This window comes from Oceanobacillus luteolus (assembly GCF_042678205.1).
In the GTDB taxonomy this organism is placed as follows: Bacteria; Bacillota; Bacilli; order Bacillales; family Amphibacillaceae; genus Oceanobacillus; species Oceanobacillus luteolus.
Map to the genome: position 1 here is coordinate 1 of NZ_JBHUDE010000008.1, position 18017 is coordinate 18017.

Here is an 18017-nt window from a genome sequence, read left to right on the forward strand (position 1 = left end):
GGAAAGTAAGCATAAATGGATGCAGATCTTTGATGAGATAAAAGCTAGAGGTGTCGAAGACATTTTCTTTATATCAATGGATGGCGTGAGTGGTTTAGAGGAAGGCGCACGGGCTATTTTTCCCGATGTCATTGTACAACGCTGTATCGTCCATTTGATTCGCAATTCGATTAAATACGTTCCAAGTAAAGATTATAAAGCTTTCACTCAAGCGTTAAAGTTATCAAATTCCTCCATAAGTGCACGGTTCATCTCAGAAGCCTTTTTAATCGCTTCTTTCATTTTTTGCCGATCTGAATCATTCATGGGACCCCTCCTTCTCAAAATAAGTTGTTTATTATATCTCTGAACAATGATATCTTTCGTTTTCTATTAGCTAAAACAAATTTTACTATCTTAATATTTCAACAGAGAATGAATAATTCCTTCTTCTTTACTACTTTTTTAATTTCATTTTTTCACAAATTATAACTCCATTTAATGTTGCTATTGCTGAACGAAGTCTTACTGCCACAATGTATAGCTTCAACGAAACAAAGGGGGTCTCCTTCTTTAAAGATCAAGTGATTATCTTGTCCTATTTACCTTTTCAGATTCCTAAGGGAGGCGATTTATAAACACTTTAATTAACCTTGCCTGATACATACCCTTGATATGTATATTCTGGCTCCCAATCTATAATTTCAAGGCGATAAGTTCCTGGCTTCATGTTGGTGAATTCAATCGTTCCAAAGTTATCGTCTTGAAAGGACTCATACTGAGTACAATCACCTGTAGACGCATTGCAGAGCCTTCCATCTAGAGGAAGAAAATCGCTGGCATAATAAATGCTCTCACCTGTTGCTTTATTCACTTTCCATAGATCTTCCAAATTTATTTGCATATCTTTTTCCGTACCAGTTATTTTCATCGTCATATTCCATCTACTATCTTCTTCCGTAGCAAACCAGGTTGACTGATTATCTGCACTAGCTTGGGTTGAAAAACCAAAAATCAAAAGAAAGCCAACTAATAAAAGAAAAATAGACTTTTTCACTCTTATCTCTCCTTTTCTTGGTCTTTTTGAAGATGTAAATAATGTTAATTGCAAGTGGATATGAAACTTAACGGCAAGGAGCAAATAGAAGAATTTTAAGAGCTAAGCTTGTATAAATTTCACCTTAGCTCCTCCCCACATTTTCTTTATAGTATCTAAGTATATCAATGCGATATTAAATTCATATTGGTAAGTAATGATATCTTGTTAACAAATTATGACGAAAAACGATATAGGTGATTATTGTAATAACCACCTTAATCATGACATTTAGTGGTGTTTATAAGTGGTTATCGAGGGTGTCTAGTGTTTCTTCCTTAATATGATTGTAATATTTTCCATTGAAAAAGCGATAATCCTCCTTGAACTATCGCCAACTGTTTATTTAAAATATCTTACGGAATGTAATCAGATATAACAGATACAGATAGAAAACAATAACGATTGCAGAAACAATCAATTGGTTGGTGGCAAATGGAACAACCATCGTTAACTCAACAATCATTAATCCAATGAATCCCAATATAGCTAGTATTCCGTAAAACCATTTCTGAAACAAAATCATCACCACCCCTGTTTATTTCTATGCAGAACTTTCCCCTTTAGTTTAATTTATAATAAAAATGCAATTCCTATATAAATGTTACTTTAAGTTTCTTTATTTACGATCTCCAAAATGGATTGAATGACCATATCTGGTCTATCCGTATGTATAGAATGGCTGGCATTTTTTACGAATACAATTTTACTCATGTTGGAAAGTTTGGCCTGCCTCTTAATGAGTTCTTTCCACTTCGCTTCAAAAATGCCTATTTCCTCTTTTGATAGGCCGCTCTGTGTTCCTAATTGAATGCAATACTCCATATCTCTTCCTAAAACAATTAGCGGAACATGGATAGTAGTTCCTATTGATTTAATAATCTCAGCATCTTTTTTCCAATTGCTTATTTCAGAATACATCGCTTTGTATAAAGAAGGTCTTATTTGAAAGTCTAATAACCTTTGCTGAATTTCGTTAGGTAATGGTTGTAGCTTTTCTGAAAGAGTAGGATTTATAATTTCCCTTAACCGCTCTTCTTCCATTAAAGAATAAGTTTTACATTTCTCTAACCAAATTTCATCCGTCTCATCTTCATCCAAATCTAACTCATCCAATTCCTGTAGATCCACAGAAGTTGAATCCACTAAAACTATTCCTGCAACCTTGTGAGGGTAAGTTTTAGCAAAATGTTGGACACACAACCCGCCATACGAATGACCAACCAATATAATTGGTTCCGTAATTTCAAGTACGGTAAGTAATTCGGATAATTCATCAACGACAGCCTTTGTATTCCGAGTTTCATCAAACCCAATCTCACTTTCACCAAGTCCAGGTCTGTGAAACATTACTACTCTATTTGTTTCACTTAACTTCTCGGTAATGTTGTACCATTCATCAAAGGAACAGCCCATCCCTGTTAATATGATGATAGTTTTGCCTTTGTTACCTTTACAAAGTATCTCCACTTTCTTTTGTTTGACCTTTATGAATGAAATAATCTTTATTCCCCCTAAACGATCCTCTTCCGACTCTTCTGCCCTATACTTCAACAAGGTGGCTGCGATTTCCTTCTTAATGAAACTTATTCCATCGTAAAAAAGGAAAATAAATAAAGGACATGCATCCATGTTTGTGGAATATCAATAGTAAAACTTATAACGAGGTGTTTAGTATGGGTAACGAAGTTTGTGTCATAAGCATTTATGTACCAAATATGAGTGAAGCAATTGATTTTTATACCAATATTCTAGGTTTTGAAGTAAACAGGCAATATGGACCCAAAATAGTATCACTCGTACATGGAGAGTTACCAATTGTTTTAGAAGAAAATGAAAATGCCACTTATCACAACGATAATAAAACTACAGGAATAGCATTAGGTTTAAAAACAGAAGATATACATGAAACAACTAAAGCCTTAAAAGAAAAAGACGTGAATTTTATCGTTGAGGAACCAACCGATTGTCCTCCGGGAAAATATATTAGTTTTAAAGATCCATTTGGTAATGTGTTAGAATACCTTCAGTTTGAAAACAGTTAGAAATCATTAAAAGCCCAATTTACTAGTTGGGCTTTTTAAATAAATCTTTCATATATATCCTAATCGGGCCCCGCCAACACTAAAAGATACACAAAAGAAAAGTTGAAAAATTCCAGTGATCACAAAGTGATTCCGCTACTTCTAACATTGACTTTTACCGTGGGATTCACAAGGATTTGCTCATAATAATTTTCTCCCTTTATTTCCTCCCATATAGATGGATGAAAGGCGATCATTTCTCTACCTAATCCAAGTATGTCACTTTGATTTTCCGCAAGTTTTTTGAAGAGAGCATCCGCTTTTTCAGTGAGAATCTTTGATAATTGTCTTTCTAAAAAGCTGATCCGACTCTGCTTATTTAAATGATCTGGAGGATAGTCAACAATCTCCACGTCCAATTCCAACAAAATGTCAGCATGCACCTTTTCTTTTTTCTCCAGTTTAAGTTTTCTAGATACGCTTTTGACATTATAGCTGACGGATACATTAGCTTCTTTGTCTAACTGCTCTGTTAAGAGTGCCTGTTGAGATTTTGTTTCCATAAATAATAATAGCAAAGTACTTTCAGCAGGGGTAAGAAACTGTCCGGTAAAGCTTTGGTCATGAAAAAGAGCAACCCCATTTATTTTTACTTTATTATCCTCGTCCTTGCTCAAATAAGGTAGCATGAAATCTTTTCCTTCATCAAATAAATAGGTGCGAATCGATCGTAGTGTAATATTCTGAATCTCCGAATTTATTTCACTGCTGTGAATTAATTCGTACAGGTATTCCCCTTTTTCGACTTCATTTTCGGACAAATGAGTAATAATCTTATTTGCACTGTTATCTGTCACAGCAATTTTGGCGTTTAAATCCACCCTTGGATCCCGGTAAACAGCATCCAGCACATTATAAATATCACCCTTGGCGACGTCGATTCCTAAAATTAATACTCTTCCTTTTGCGGGATCGTAATTACCAGCTACACTCCTGTCAATTGTCACGCTTGCCTCTCTTATTGAACTTCCATTTCCAGTTACCAGTTTATTCGATATAGAGATTTCCCCTCTGCTTGACTCACTAATATTCATATCTCTAATAATTGAAGTTATTTGATAATCACCATTTTCATACAAGTCAAAACCTGATAAATACACCGTACGGGAATTCTTTAGAAGTCTTTCATCCCAGCACCCAGCTAGTAATGGAAGAATAAAGAAGAGCAAGACGAGCTTAGTTTTCCTTTTCCTCATAGGTCGATGCCGCCTCTCTTTTAAAAATAATGGTTATGAAAAGCAATAAGGTAGGGATAATAACGCCGAAAATTAAACTAAAATGCTTTAACCATTTTTCAAGCAAGGTAACCTCCATATAATAAAATATTATCGAAACGATAAACACGAATGTTCCAGCTAACATCACAGCAAATTTATGTTTGATACGGATTAATTTACTTATTCCCATACTTGCTGAAAAGGAGTAGCTGATAATAGTAGCAAAAACTACCATACACCAGAAAGAAAGAAATATTAAATCTAATCGGCTTAACAATCTTATTTCTACTGCACTTAGGATGTATAGAACAGGTTCCCGAGTGATTTTCATTTCTTCCGGGCTAAGCATCATCGTACTTATCATTACAATATACATTAAAAAAGTGGTTACAAATAATATTGCGAAAAATGCCCCTTTCAGCGCCGTGATTCTTTTGGACCGCTTCATAAAAGCAAAATAAATAAGTAACGTCTCATAGCCTATGAAAGATACAAAGGTATCCTTTGTACCTTTAAGAATATTCCATCCACCGCTGTGACCAATAGGGAAGAGATAGCGAACATCTATGGATGGATCATGATAGACAAAAAATGTAATAAGGAATAAAAGCGGGATAAACAAGAATAGAAAAGAAAATAAAGATATCACATTTTTTATCGTACAAATACTCCCATAAATAAGTAGAACGAATAATATCAAAAGTAAAATCCATCCTGGAGTCTCAGGGAGTATCCATCGTTTTAAAGTATCTGTATACACAATGAAGATATAACAAATGATAGTCAGCAGATAAATAATATATAAAAAGTTTACTACCGTTCCAAGCGTTTTCCCCACGATTACTTTAGAAAAATCAAATAAAGTAAGATTGGGGAACTTTCTGCATAGTAACCAGATAATCAGTACAATTAGTTGAATAAAAAATCCAGTAATTAAAATAGAAATCCATCCGTCACTGCCTGCTGTACGATGTGTTTGGTGAGGTAATGATAACAAGCCAACTCCTATCATCGTTTGCGCCAGCACATAAAATAAATTTACAGAACTAATACGGCCCTTCACTGTCATCTAGTTTCCACTTCCTTGATTGTTTTTCCTTCTTGAAATGAGGGGAATCTTTAGGCTGTTTATACATCATCCATGAAGGAACACGAATAATTTTGTCTTTAAAATCCTTTATGTTCAATGGAACAATAGGCGAAAAATATGGAAAACCGAATGAAGTAAGGCGGGACAAGTGAATTAACACACATAACACTCCAATTACAATTCCAAAAAACCCGAATATAGCTGCTATTAGCATTAAAGGAAATCCTAAGACACGAATCGAGCTGCTCATTTCTATATTTGGCTGAACAAAAGATGAGACGGATGTTAATGCAACAACTATAAGACCACCATAGGAGACAATTCCTGCCTCAACCATAGCGGTTCCTACAACTAGCCCGCCGACAATCCCAAAAGTCGTGGCTACGGAAGGTGGCAGTCGAATGGACGCTTCTCTAAGCAATTCAAAGGAAAGCTGCATAATCATCAACTCTATAAATGGCCGAAATGGTACGTAACTCAATGAAGACTGCAGCGAATAAACAAGCTCCAAAGGAATGACTTCATAGTGGAATGAAACGAAAGCAATATATAATGCCGGTAGGATAAGTGCAATGATATAGCTGAATAGACGTATAAATTTAAAAAATGACCCTAACCACCAACGTGTAATATAGTCATCCGGCGTTTGAAAGAACGTCATAAATGTCGCTGGCAATATAATTACAGTAGGACTTCCATCTGTAATTAAAGCAACCCTCCCGTCCTTTAAATTTGCTGAAGCTTTATCTGGCCGTTCCGTCAGTAAAAGCTGAGGAAATGGAGTAAGTGTATGATCTTCAATGCAATCCTGAATATCTCCTTCTGATCGGATGGAATCAAGCGTAATACTTTTTATACGTTGTTCAACCTTTTTGATAATTTCCGGATTTGCCATATGTTCCAAATAAACTAGTGATACATTCGTTGTTGTTGAGGAACCCAATGTATAATCCTTAACAGTGAAATCGGGTGATTTTGTTACAGTACGAAGTAAAAAAATGTTTTTGTCTAAGCTTTCAACAAAACCTACTTTTGCCCCAAGGATTGCTTTTTCAACGACAGGCTCTGAAACTTCTCTATCGGTTGATGCGTTCGTTTTCAGCAGGAATCCCTCACTATTCCTGCCTTTATTTATCAGCAGACAATAACCATCTAATATTCCGTTAATGGCGTTTTTATTACTTTTAATCGTGCGGATCTCCTGGCTGTATAGCTCATTTAGAATATTATTGTTTTCCATCTTTATAAGCGGTTTAATGATCTTTGATTCAAGCTTTTCCTGATCAACTAATGAATTGATGTAAAGGATAATATAGGTTTGACCATTGCTATGTATTTCACGTTCTTTTAAATCGCTGGTATGATTTAATTGACTCTTAATATTTTCTAGGGAGATATTTGCCTGGTTTATCAAAGTTTTTTTGGATTTATTTCTTTTGAGTCGCATCCCCGCACCCCCTTTAACCGATACTTCTTGTTAGTAGTATGTGGAATTTGAATACAATTATGCAAATAGAAGTTGGAAGCTGTTTCAACAAGATGGCAAGGACATCAGTAGAACAAATTACTTGAACATTAACAACGTTCAACAGCCACATAATATTCCAGAATTGGTCTAGTAATCAGGTTTTGAAGGCTAGCTTGGGCTCTTTAAAACTAAACGTTCATGATTAAATTAACCCTTCTCCCTTAAGCATTCATTTCAACCAAGCATAAAACTAGCATGTAATTTTTTCTGATGATGTAGTATACTTAAATCAGATACCCTTAATTACAAATACCTTAAATGATAGTATAAATCGTGGGATAGATGATTAAAATTTTTCAATTTAAGATTTGACATTCTATTTAACGGGAGGAAAGCATCATGGGAAAACCAGATGGTAAAGTAGCAATTATTACAGGTGCAGCACAAGGGATGGGGGCTATGCATGCTCGTAAATTTATAGAAGAAGGCGCAAAGGTGGCAATTACAGACCTTAACTTGGAAGGTGGACAAAAGCTAGCAGATGAGTTAGGTGAAAACGCAATCGCCCTTCAACTCGGTGTAGCTGATGAGGAGAACTGGGTAAACGTCGTAGAAAAAACGAAAGAAGCGTTTGATCCGATAAACGTGCTAGTAAACAATGCTGGAATTGGTATCTTCAAACCATTAGAAGAACTAACGGTAAAAGACTTTGAATTAACCTTTAAAGTGGACGAGCTTGGCGTGTTATTATGAATGCAAAAAGTACTCCCTTCCATGAAAAAAGCTGGTGTCGGTTCCATTGTTAATATTTCATCCGTAGATGGCTTGGTAAGTGCTCCAACTGCTATTGCTTACAGCGCATCCAAACACGCTGTAACTGGAATGACAAAAGGTGCGGCTGCGGAGCTTGGCCAACATAACATCCGAGTGAACTCCGTACACCCTGGAATTATCAAAACACCAATGGCAGATCAACCAGATGTGGAAGAATATTTGAAGCAACTAGAACAAGATATTCCATTAAGAAGAAGAGCGGAAGTAGAAGAGGTATCTAACCTTGTTGTATATCTGGCTTCTGATGATTCTAGCTACTCAACTGGCGCTCAATTTGTTGTAGATGGCGGAATGATTTCTGACCTTTAATAGATACCAAAAGACCTACGGGGTCTTTTGGTTTGTTCGACAGTGAAACAAGAGCCCAAAATATACTTGTTACCCTTTTGCAAGATAGAAAAAGCATCCATGATTCTTTAGACGGCAAAAACGCAGAGGTTATGAACTTCCCTCTGCATTTTTGATGACCTCCATAGTGGTTCTTCACTCTTTCTATTACCTTAACCGATAAATTTCATATGGTTCATATCAATTTCTATCTCTCTAATTATTTTTATTCGAGATAATTCGTATGGAAAGGACTTTCTCTCTAATTATTTTTATTCGAGATAATTCGTATGGAAAGGACTTTCTCTCTCTTCGGTTTGGACAGAAACCCATTGGACGGTAGTAAACTCTTCTAGTGACCATTTCCCTCCGAAACGGCCCAGTCCAGAATCCTTCTCTCCTCCGAAAGCAATCAATGGCTCATCGTTCACACTTTGATCATTTACATGAACCATACCGGAAGTAATCTGTTTAGCTGCTTCTACCCCTCTTTCTGGAGAACCCGAATGAACCGCCCCACTTAGCCCAAATGGGGTATCATTTGCAATACGGATTGCTTCTTCATCACTTTCTGCAGAGATAATAGTTGCAACCGGACCAAACATTTCGTTTTGAGCTGTCGCTACATCATTTGTACCTGTTAATATATAAGGATGCATGACATTGCCTTCCACTTTTCCTTCCAGTACCACTTTAGCTCCCTGTTTCTTAGCCATTTCAATTTGTTCCAGTATCCGATCAATTGCTTTCCGATTTATCAATGGTCCGATAAGATTATCTTTGTCACTCGGGTCTCCCACTTTAATTTTCTTCGTCTTTTCCACAAATCTTTCCATAAATTCCTCATATAAATCCTTATGAACGATGATTCGATTAATAGCCATACATATTTGTCCATTATGCATAAATTTACCGAACAATGCGGAATTCACCGCACTTTCTACTTTTGCATCACCAAGCACTACAAGCGGGTTGTTCCCTCCCAATTCAAGCGCAACTTTTTTAATATTCCTTCCGCATATTTCACCAATATGCCGTCCTGCCGGTGTGGACCCTGTAAATGAAATTAACCGCGGAATAGGATGTTCCACAAATGCATCGCCGATTTCTTCTAACTTTGGAACAACAACATTAAAGACTCCTTTCGGCAATCCCGCCTCTTCAAATACTTTGGCAAGTAATATTCCGCCGGTTACCGCTGTTTGCTCATCTGGTTTCAGTACGACCCCGTTACCAACAGCCAGTGCCGGTGCTACTGAACGCATCGCAAGATACATCGGAAAGTTGAATGGCCCGATTACTCCAACTACCCCTAGTGGCTTCCGATAAATTCTATTTTCCTTTCCTGGAACAAGGGAAGGAACAATTTCTCCATTCATTCTAAGTGGAAAAGATGCTGCTTCCCTCGTAATTGCGATAACAAAGTCAATTTCAACGTTAGCCTTCAGATGGGATGAACCGCCTTCCCTAATTAGATGTTCAACAAACTCTTCCCTTCTGGATTCAATAATCTGCACAGCTTTTTCCATAATAGAAGAGCGTTCGAATGGATTATATTTTAACCATTCCTCTTTGGCCTGTTCAGCAGATTGATAAGCTTCATCTACATCTTCTTTACTTGCTGTTTTTATTTCCTGCAACACTTCATCATTATACGGATTTTTTACTTCATAAGTGGTTTTGCCTGTCCCATCACGCCATTCGCCAGATATATAATTTTTGTTCAGTCCTTCGTATGGTTTCATAATAAATATCTCCTTTCTTTTTACTGATTAACTCGATCATTCCTTACTATACGTTTTACTAATTTGTTCTTTTTATACCCTTTGGAGGTGCTAATCAAAACTCTTTATCAAATTAATCTAGTAAGAAAACAATTCATAATCAAAATAAAGTCCAAACCTATCCAATCTCTGTTAAACTTAAGCTAATGAATAATATTAGGTGATCAAATGACAAACGTAGTAAAAATTTCAGTTAGAAATTTAGTGGAATACGTGTATCGCAGTGGCAGTATTGAGTCTGGATTCCGCACTGCAGCAACAATGACGGAAGGAACTCGTATCCATCAATTCATCCAAAAAGGCTACAAGGAATCCGACGAAAAGGAAGTGTTTGTAGAAGCAGAAATTCCTTACGAGGACTTCGTTGTTCGAGTGGATGGTCGCTGCGATGGATTGCTTAAAAATGGAGATTCTATAACCATTGATGAAATAAAATCAACCGTACACTCCTTGGATGACGTTCAGGAGGATTCCCATCCCGTACACTGGGCACAGGCTATTTTTTATGGTTATATTTATGCCGGAGATCATGATTTATCCGAGGTGACGATCCAACTTACCTATGTCCAAGTAAAAACGCTGGAACAGAGACAATTCCAGCGAGTGATGACGTATGAGGAAATGGAATCTTTCGTTTATCAAGTAATTGAGGAGTATGCTCACTTTTTAAAAGTGAAAATAAAACATAAAATAATACGAAATAAAACAAGTAAGACACTGGAATTTCCGTTTAAAGCTTATCGTGAAGGCCAGCGGAAACTCGCAGGTTCCGTATATAAAACCATTGTAGACAAAAAAACATTGTTTGCGAGTGCCTCTACCGGAATTGGCAAAACAATTTCTACTATCTTCCCTGCTGTTAAAGCTATCGGCGAGGGCAAATTAGAAAAGATGTTTTATTTGACTGCCAAAACAATCACAAGAACAGCAGCAGAAGAGGCATTTCGTTTATTAATTGATCATGGTCTGGATATCCATGTGTTGACGATAACTGCTAAAGATAAGATTTGTTTTCAGGAGGAAACGATCTGTACAAGTATAGATTGTCCTTTTGCAGATGGTTTTTATGACCGCATCAACGAGGCTATGATAGACATTTTGGAACAGGAAAAGATGATCGACCGGATGATTATCGAACAGTATGCTAGAAAGCATCGGGTTTGTCCTTTTGAATTCTCCATTGAATTGGCTTATGCAGTAGATGCCATCATTTGTGATTATAATTATATTTTTGATCCGAGAGTCTCGTTAAAACGTTTGATGGAGGACCAGAAAAAGAAAACAGCCATCCTCGTAGATGAGGCACACAACTTGGTGGATCGTGCGCGAGAAATGTATTCTGCAGAAATTCACAAGTCCGCATTTTTACAGTTGAAAAGAGAATTTAAAACCGGCTCCCTTGCCGCATCTGCTAAAGCGATCAATGACCACTTATTAGAAGTGAAGAAGTCTGAGGACTATTTACGAAAGGACATGGATACGGATCTCGTAGCTTTGTGTGAAACATTCATAACAGAAGCCGAAGCAGAGCTTGTCCAGAATGAGCATGAATTATTATTGGATACGTATTTTGCTGTCAAAAACTTTGTGAAAATTGCTGAACTGTACAATGATCAATTTGTTACTTATATAGAAGTGCATAAAAGTGAAGTAAGAATGAAATTATTCTGCCTGGACCCTTCCGAGCAGATTCTAAAAATGGGAAAAGGCTTCAAAGGAAGAGTATTCTTTTCAGCCACGTTACACCCGGCAGGTTATTATAAAGATTTACTTGGCGGACAGTCAGATGATTATGTCGTTTCTATTCCTTCTCCTTTTGCTAGGGAAAATATAGAAGTAATCATTCAACCGCTTTCGACGAGGTATCGGGATCGTGAGAAGACAATAGAGCCAATGGTACACTTCTTCAAAGATGTCATTGATAAGAAGCAGGGCAATTTCCTAATCTTCTTCCCTTCCTATCAATATATGAGAAATGCATATGAACAATTTACTGAACATTATCCTGACGTGTCTACAATCATTCAAGATATCGGAATGTCTGAAGCAGAAAGGGAAGACTTTTTGGCGGAATTTAACTCGGAACGTGACACAAGATTGGTCGGATTTGCGGTACTTGGAGGAATCTTCTCTGAAGGTGTGGACTTAAAAGGAGACAGATTAGAGGGTGTCATTGTAGTCGGAGTCGGTATGCCACAAATCGGTTTCGAAAGAGATATTATGAAGAATTACTTCCAATCGGTTGGAAAGAACGGCTTTGATTATGCTTACGTATATCCTGGGATGAATAAAGTGCTTCAAGCAGGCGGAAGACTGATACGAACGGATTCTGACACTGGCGTCATCGCCTTGATTGATGATCGATTTTTACAGAAGAAATACCAGGCATTGTTACCTTATGAATGGCAACATTACAAGATTGGCCTGTAAAGCGAACCTCCCACTATGAAACAATAAATTAATCCACTTATAAATGCAAAATCCGGATTATATGAACTTATCTCTATTCCATTATCCATCATGGGAGAAGATGCTAGCCCAACAAGAGCAATACTTAGAGAGAGATTTATGAGATAATTATAAAAAGTACTTATAGAACAATGAAGAGCAACACTGAAAAATCAGCGTTGCTCTTATTATCTAATGCACCCACCACTTTAAGAACAATAGGACACACTATCTAATACCAAAGGGGAGTCGTTAAAATAAGACGCACTTAGTCTTTGTATCAGACTACATTGATAAATAGAATTGCTGTTACAAGTATTACCGTTATCGTTAAAATAAATATGAGAGAAAGTTTCCGGGATATATTCGCCCTTTGGATATCCTGCCAATTATTCGGTTTAATACCACTCAACCAAAAAACAATTACAGCGGATAATAGTATCGAGCAAACGTTGACCATTAATAGAATAAACGGGACAAGAGCTTTCGTCCAATTACCTGTTCCCAGGATCATGCCGAATACAACAGTAGGAGGAATTAAGGCTACTGAAACCATAACTCCTACAAGAGCGCCTGTATTTCTTTTAACAAAAGAAAGTGCACCTGCAGCACCAGATACTATCGCTGCAATGAAATCAATAATGTGAATGTCTGTCCGTGAAAGAAACTCGTCACTGTAAATTGGTGGGTCGAAGAAAAAACTAAATATAGCGGCAATTACTAGTGGGATTCCAATTCCAACTAGCGATGTAATAATGGACTGGCGTATTAATTTATAGTCACCGAGAACGGAAGCAAATGAGATAGCCGTTACCGGACCAATAAGTGGGGCAATTAACATTGCACCAATGACGATTGCTGGGCTGCTTTTTATAATGCCAACCGCAGCAACGATAGCGGAGAATATAATAAACCAGATATAACTGACACTTATACGACTTGCCCCCTGAACTGTCGTATATAATTCATGCCGACTTGCACGCTGCAACTTCTTTTTTTTATCCTCTTCTTTCTCTTTTTTTCTGGGAAGATATGTTTGTACTGACAGCAACATAACTTGATAATCGTCTTCACTAGCGGGTAAACTTTCCAAATAATCAAGCATTGGCTCTACATCATTGGTCTCTAATAAAATCCGCGTTAGATGCTTTTCTTTTTCTTCCTCAAAGTTCCAGTAGGAAATAACAGAAAAATTCTCCTTTATTTCTTCTATATTTACAAAGTTCTTGGGGGCATAAATTTCAAGTAACTGTAATGACATAATATTCGTCTCCCATATGCAAAGAAGATATTATGCTTATTGTTCCCTTTAAATTCATTCTCATAATGAATATTGAATGAGTAATCTTTATTATTTTTGTAAATCCTTTCTAACTTGTTCTTTCCATATATTTATTTTATGTATTGCATTTTTCTCTCCAGTTATATAAATATCTTCTATTGTCATTGATCAACTTCTATATATACGCTTTCTTTTGTCATTTGGCAGTGGATTGGTTATTTTATCTATCTTAGTATTGAGATCTCGGTTTTTTCTAAGAATATATTGCGCGGGCCACTCATTATCATACGCTTCAGTGAATAAACTCACCATGAGCTTATACCCTTCCTCAGTATAGTTAGAGGGATGTTGAATCATATAGCAAGAAACGAGCCAAAAATGTAAAGCATATAATTCCGGGTCGTTATGCTCCCATATCAGTGGAAATTGAAACATCTCATAGCAGGAAAATCCATCTGTTTCCTTGGCCCCACATTCAATACATTTACCAAGATCCATTATTGTGTTATTGTCAACCATTGAAGATAATTCCTCCATATAAGTTAATTTTACTTAACTATATTACTCTCTAGCGTAACGTAAAGGTTAACATCTTTATTCATCTTCTCCCTTATTCCTAAAATAGCTTCCCTATAAATTGCTTGAACCCATTCTAAATTAACGCACCCTATACCCAATGTGTATTTATTCACAAACAAAAAATATTCCAATCATCTATTTAACTATCTTAACCTTCCTAATCGATCTATCTTTAATTTCTAATATTTTAAACGTTAAATCATTTAACTCGATTACTTGCCCCTTTTCAGGGAAATCGATAAGTTCCTTTAGTAGATATCCCGCAAGAACATCTTCTTCTTCTGGAATATCGGTATAAAAATTGTATTTAAACGATGAAGGGGGATTTTTCCATTGCAAATAATTTCGGTTTCAGTTAATTTTTCGACGAGTGAGTCACCTTCCAAGTCGGTTTCATCCTCAATTTCAAAACCAAGCATTGTCTCGATGACATCTTCATGCGTTATCATTCCTTCTGTTCCACCGTACTCTTCTAACACAATGGCCATATGTTTTTTTTCTTTTGTCATTTTATTTAAAACCCACTCAATCGAATGATATTCATGGACAAACAATGGATTTGTATCACTAAATCTCGGTGCCAAAAAGGAGGAAGTGGTTGTAAGCGGTTCCACAACCATCAATCTTCACCAGCTCCTTGCAACATTTTATAAACCGAATGGAAAACGAACAAAAATCTTAGCAGATGAATTAAATTTCCCTTCTGACATTTACGCAATCAAAAGTCATTTAGCCTTGCGGGGAATGAATCCAGAAGAACATCTTGTCCTCGTAACTTCAGAGGATCAACATACGTTAAAAGAAGAAGATATCATCGATTCCATGACCGATGATATCGCTTTAGCAGTTTTTCCAAGCGTACTATACCGAAGCGGGCAACTTCTCGATATGAAGCGGATTACCGAGGCAGCCCATGAGAATGGAATAGTTATAGGTTTTGATTTATGCCATTCAATTGGAGCACTTCCCCATTCCTTAGATGATTGGAAAGTTGATTTTGCTTTTTGGTGTACGTATAAATATCTAAATGGTGGCCCTTGCTCTCCCGCTGGGATTTATATTAATGAACATCACCTGCCAATCAACCCTGGTCTTAGTGGCTGGTTTGGTTCGGATAAAACAAAACAATTCGATATGGAGCTGACGATGAGTCCTGCCCCAGATGCAGGAGCCATGCAAATAGGAACTCCACATATCTTAAGCGCTGCACCATTAATTGGTTCTTTAAAACTATTTCAGGATATCGGTATCGAAAAGATACGCAGGAAATCTCTTAAACTAACAGAATATATGATGGCTCTCATTGATGCCAAGCTAAGTGCATATGGTTTTAATATTGCAAATCCTAGAGAAGATAATCGCAGAGGTGGACATGTCTATTTGGAACACCCGGAGGCCATACGAATTTGCAAAGCTTTGAAACAAGAAAAAGTTACCCCGGATTTTAGGCCACCTTCAGGAATACGACTAGCCCCTGTGGCACTTTATAACTCTTTTGAAGATGTATGGAATGTTGTCGATTGCTTGCAAAGGATTATGGAAGAAGAGCGCTACAAACAATTTGAGAGTGACCGGGAGATTGTCTCTTAAATACTAAGATAAGTAAGGAGGGATCGAATTGACAAGTCACCCACACGACGAGCAAGGAATTCATACCGATTTCCGAAGTCGCATGACATATGCCGATTATTTAAAATTAGACAGTATCATTTCCAGTCAGAATCCTATCTCTGGCCATCATGATGAAATGTTGTTTATCATCATTCATCAAGTACAGGAACTATGGATTAAACTGATATTACATGAGCTAAAAGCTGCGACAAAAGCCATTTTAGACGGAGATATGCAGCCTGCATTCAAAATGCTTGCACGTGTCACACGTATCCAGCACCAATTGATTCAGTCTTGGGAAGTACTATCCACCCTTACTCCAGCCGAATATCTGGAGTTCCGTGACAAGCTGGGAAATGCTTCTGGATTTCAATCTTATCAATATCGATTGATGGAATTTGCATTAGGGTATAAGAAAGAAGCCATTCTAAAAATCTATAAAGAAAAGCCGGAAATATACAAAGAATTACAGGCAGCCTATCAAAGCCCTAGTATCTATGATGTCACGATTCAAAGCTTAGCCAAAGCAGGTTTCCCAATTCCTAAAGAGATCTTACATCGTGACGTTTCTAAAACCTACGAAGCAAATGTCAGTGTCCAGAATGCATGGAAACAAGTGTATAAAAAAGCTGCGGACCACTGGGATTTATATCAATTAGCAGAAAAACTCGTGGATGTGGAGGACGCGTTTTCACAGTGGCGCTTTCGTCATATGAAGACCGTAGAGAGAATTATTGGGCACAAAGTAGGTACAGGAGGATCTTCGGGTGTTACTTATTTGAAGCATGTCATCAACCACCGATTTTTTCCTGAATTATGGGATGTTCGAACAGAACTCTAAATCCTCATCACCTAATGTAAAGGGGGAAAACAATGAACAATGATCAATGGTCATCGAAGTTTGGTTTCATCATGGCTTCTGCAGGTGCAGCAATTGGTTTAGGTGCGTTGTGGAAATTTCCGTACGTCACCGGCACCAGTGGCGGAGGAGCCTTTTTCTTGATTTTTGTTGTATTCACTCTATTAATTGGTTTTCCATTATTAATCTCTGAATATATTATCGGGCGCGGATCAGGTAAAGAAGCTATTAGCGCTTTTAAAAAACTAGCACCAAACAGCTTATGGGCGTGGATTGGGAGATTTGGTGTTTTAGGCAGTTTTTTACTTCTGTCATTTTATTCGGTTGTCGGTGGCTGGGTGTTGATCTATAGCATGCTGTCCCTCGTTGGAGCAGTGATTCGGGATGGGAAAGATTACGGAGCATTATTCGGGACCATCATCGGAACACCATGGATTACGATTCTCGGTTTCGCGCTCTTTATTATCCTGAACGTCATCGTCATTGCATTAGGAGTGCAAAAAGGAATTGAGAAAGCAAATAAATATTTGATGCCGCTCTTATTTGTTTTCCTCATCATTTTAGTTATTCGAGCACTAACTCTAGATGGCGCATTGGAAGGTCTCCAGTTTTTCTTAACACCTGACTTTTCGAATATCACATCGGAGTCCATCCTGTATGCCCTTGGTCAATCCTTTTTTGCCTTGGCAGTAGGTCTCTCTTGTATGATCACCTACAGTTCGTATTTGAAAAAGGATGTAAGCCTTTCTTACTCAGCCGGATGGGTAGTCGGCATGAATCTCGTCGTTTCCTTTTTGGCTGGTGTGGCGATTTTCCCGGTTGTTTTCACCTTTGGATTTGAGCCAGCAGAAGGACCAGGGCTATTGTTCATGGTGCTTCCGCAGGCATTTGCTCAAATGCCACTTGGAGAAGTTTTCTTAAGCCTTTTTCTATTACTATTCCTTTTCGCAACATTGACTTCATCCTTTAGTTTATTTGAAATTATTGTAGCTGCATTCACAGAAAACGGTAAGAGAAAAAGAAATAGTGTGGCTAGCCTAAGCGGAATCATTGTATTTATCGCGGGAATCCCAGCTGCATTGTCATCCAGTATCTTACAACATATCCTCCTCTTTGATAAGACTGTATTCGATGCTACCGATTTTCTCGTCAGTAACATCATGCTGCCGGTTGGGAATTTATTCATCGCGATTTTCATCATTCATCGAATGGATAAAGCACTCGTCCAAGAAGAATTTATGCTCAGTAGCAGTGTAAACCCCGGAATCTATACGATTTGGAGAAAGATCATGACGTGGATTGCTCCAGCGACGATTGTTATTGTACTATTTAATACACTAGGATTTATTTAATTTATAA

General features: G+C 37.3%; 15 protein-coding genes and 3 pseudogenes. 7 read left to right on the top strand and 11 right to left on the bottom strand.

The features are described 5' to 3' along the window. A pseudogene (locus ACFSBH_RS02290) lies at positions 1-265 on the top strand (transposase); the annotation flags it as partial. 357 nt (positions 266-622) lie between these two features. Here ACFSBH_RS02290 and ACFSBH_RS02295 read toward each other — a convergent pair. The 3 genes from ACFSBH_RS02295 to ACFSBH_RS02305 all read right to left on the bottom strand — a co-directional run bounded on the left by ACFSBH_RS02295 (position 623) and on the right by ACFSBH_RS02305 (position 2629). Continuing rightward, positions 623-1036 carry a hypothetical protein gene (locus tag ACFSBH_RS02295; protein ID WP_379595862.1) on the bottom strand — a complete coding sequence of 138 codons (414 nt, stop codon included), beginning with the start codon at positions 1034-1036 and terminating at the stop codon, positions 623-625. A gap of 385 nt (positions 1037-1421) precedes the next feature. After that, positions 1422-1595: a hypothetical protein gene (locus ACFSBH_RS02300; RefSeq protein WP_379595864.1), complete on the bottom strand. Its 174-nt coding sequence runs from the start codon at positions 1593-1595 to the stop codon at positions 1422-1424. 89 nt (positions 1596-1684) lie between these two features. Then, positions 1685-2629: an alpha/beta fold hydrolase gene (locus ACFSBH_RS02305; RefSeq protein WP_379595866.1), complete on the bottom strand. Its 945-nt coding sequence runs from the start codon at positions 2627-2629 to the stop codon at positions 1685-1687. Positions 2630-2751: 122 nt separating this feature from the next. Between ACFSBH_RS02305 and ACFSBH_RS02310 the strand changes: the two genes are divergently transcribed. Then, positions 2752-3120: a VOC family protein gene (locus ACFSBH_RS02310; RefSeq protein ID WP_379595868.1), complete on the top strand. Its 369-nt coding sequence runs from the start codon at positions 2752-2754 to the stop codon at positions 3118-3120. Between the two features lie 119 nt (positions 3121-3239). Here the strand turns inward: ACFSBH_RS02310 and ACFSBH_RS02315 are convergent, their stop codons facing one another. From ACFSBH_RS02315 to ACFSBH_RS02325, 3 genes are read right to left on the bottom strand one after another with little or no spacing between them, the layout of a single operon-like run. Beyond that, complete coding sequence (locus ACFSBH_RS02315; protein WP_379595870.1) at positions 3240-4355, bottom strand: Ger(x)C family spore germination protein; 1116 nt, start codon at positions 4353-4355, stop codon at positions 3240-3242. Then, the gene (locus ACFSBH_RS02320; RefSeq protein WP_379595872.1) at positions 4336-5445 is read right to left on the bottom strand and encodes a GerAB/ArcD/ProY family transporter; all 1110 of its coding nucleotides are present in this window, start codon (positions 5443-5445) and stop codon (positions 4336-4338) included. Before ACFSBH_RS02320 ends, ACFSBH_RS02315 begins: the two co-directional genes overlap by 20 nt. After that, entirely contained in the window at positions 5423-6913 is a 1491-nt protein-coding gene (locus tag ACFSBH_RS02325; protein WP_379595874.1) for a spore germination protein, read from the bottom strand. Before ACFSBH_RS02325 ends, ACFSBH_RS02320 begins: the two co-directional genes overlap by 23 nt. Positions 6914-7333: 420 nt before the next feature. Here ACFSBH_RS02325 and ACFSBH_RS02330 point away from each other — a divergent pair. Continuing rightward, a pseudogene (locus ACFSBH_RS02330) lies at positions 7334-8077 on the top strand (SDR family NAD(P)-dependent oxidoreductase). Between the two features lie 290 nt (positions 8078-8367). Here the strand turns inward: ACFSBH_RS02330 and ACFSBH_RS02335 are convergent. Then, a complete protein-coding gene (locus tag ACFSBH_RS02335) occupies positions 8368-9840 on the bottom strand; it encodes an aldehyde dehydrogenase family protein (protein ID WP_379595876.1) in 1473 nt (490 codons plus the stop codon). A gap of 207 nt (positions 9841-10047) precedes the next feature. On the opposite strand from ACFSBH_RS02335, the gene ACFSBH_RS02340 reads away from it, so the two are divergent. Beyond that, entirely contained in the window at positions 10048-12309 is a 2262-nt protein-coding gene (locus ACFSBH_RS02340; RefSeq protein ID WP_379595878.1) for an ATP-dependent DNA helicase, read from the top strand. Positions 12310-12607: 298 nt separating this feature from the next. Here the strand turns inward: ACFSBH_RS02340 and ACFSBH_RS02345 are convergent, their stop codons facing one another. The 4 genes from ACFSBH_RS02345 to ACFSBH_RS02360 all read right to left on the bottom strand — a co-directional run bounded on the left by ACFSBH_RS02345 (position 12608) and on the right by ACFSBH_RS02360 (position 14808). Next, positions 12608-13588 carry a TIGR00341 family protein gene (locus ACFSBH_RS02345; RefSeq protein WP_379595880.1) on the bottom strand — a complete coding sequence of 327 codons (981 nt, stop codon included), beginning with the start codon at positions 13586-13588 and terminating at the stop codon, positions 12608-12610. 189 nt (positions 13589-13777) lie between these two features. Then, on the bottom strand, positions 13778-14146 hold the full coding sequence (locus tag ACFSBH_RS02350) for a DUF5946 family protein (protein ID WP_379595882.1): 369 nt from the start codon (positions 14144-14146) through the stop codon (positions 13778-13780). Positions 14147-14323: 177 nt separating this feature from the next. Next, on the bottom strand, positions 14324-14527 hold the full coding sequence (locus ACFSBH_RS02355; protein ID WP_379595884.1) for a transporter associated domain-containing protein: 204 nt from the start codon (positions 14525-14527) through the stop codon (positions 14324-14326). Beyond that, on the bottom strand, positions 14437-14808 hold the full coding sequence (locus ACFSBH_RS02360) for a CBS domain-containing protein (protein ID WP_379595886.1): 372 nt from the start codon (positions 14806-14808) through the stop codon (positions 14437-14439). The genes ACFSBH_RS02355 and ACFSBH_RS02360 overlap by 91 nt, the downstream gene beginning before the upstream one ends. On the opposite strand from ACFSBH_RS02360, the pseudogene kynU reads away from it, so the two are divergent. From kynU to ACFSBH_RS02375, 3 genes and pseudogenes are all read left to right on the top strand, one after another. Beyond that, positions 14762-15778: pseudogene (kynU, locus tag ACFSBH_RS02365) on the top strand (kynureninase); the annotation flags it as partial. The gene ACFSBH_RS02360 and the pseudogene kynU overlap by 47 nt on opposite strands. A 28-nt stretch (positions 15779-15806) precedes the next feature. Further along, on the top strand, positions 15807-16640 hold the full coding sequence (kynA, locus tag ACFSBH_RS02370; RefSeq protein WP_285853901.1) for a tryptophan 2,3-dioxygenase: 834 nt from the start codon (positions 15807-15809) through the stop codon (positions 16638-16640). Positions 16641-16672: 32 nt separating this feature from the next. Next, positions 16673-18010, top strand: a complete 1338-nt coding sequence (locus ACFSBH_RS02375; protein WP_379595888.1) for a sodium-dependent transporter — start codon at positions 16673-16675, stop codon at positions 18008-18010. The last annotated feature ends 7 nt before the right edge of the window (positions 18011-18017 follow it).

Coding starts and splice junctions, on each gene's coding strand:
- ACFSBH_RS02335 (WP_379595876.1), bottom strand. CDS start 9,840: ATGAAACCATACGAAGGACTGAACAAAAATTATATATCTGGCGAATGG.
- ACFSBH_RS02310 (WP_379595868.1), top strand. CDS start 2,752: ATGGGTAACGAAGTTTGTGTCATAAGCATTTATGTACCAAATATGAGT.
- ACFSBH_RS02340 (WP_379595878.1), top strand. CDS start 10,048: ATGACAAACGTAGTAAAAATTTCAGTTAGAAATTTAGTGGAATACGTG.
- ACFSBH_RS02315 (WP_379595870.1), bottom strand. CDS start 4,355: ATGAGGAAAAGGAAAACTAAGCTCGTCTTGCTCTTCTTTATTCTTCCA.
- ACFSBH_RS02375 (WP_379595888.1), top strand. CDS start 16,673: ATGAACAATGATCAATGGTCATCGAAGTTTGGTTTCATCATGGCTTCT.
- ACFSBH_RS02325 (WP_379595874.1), bottom strand. CDS start 6,913: ATGCGACTCAAAAGAAATAAATCCAAAAAAACTTTGATAAACCAGGCA.
- ACFSBH_RS02345 (WP_379595880.1), bottom strand. CDS start 13,588: ATGTCATTACAGTTACTTGAAATTTATGCCCCCAAGAACTTTGTAAAT.
- ACFSBH_RS02350 (WP_379595882.1), bottom strand. CDS start 14,146: ATGGAGGAATTATCTTCAATGGTTGACAATAACACAATAATGGATCTT.
- ACFSBH_RS02360 (WP_379595886.1), bottom strand. CDS start 14,808: ATGGTTGTGGAACCGCTTACAACCACTTCCTCCTTTTTGGCACCGAGA.
- ACFSBH_RS02320 (WP_379595872.1), bottom strand. CDS start 5,445: ATGACAGTGAAGGGCCGTATTAGTTCTGTAAATTTATTTTATGTGCTG.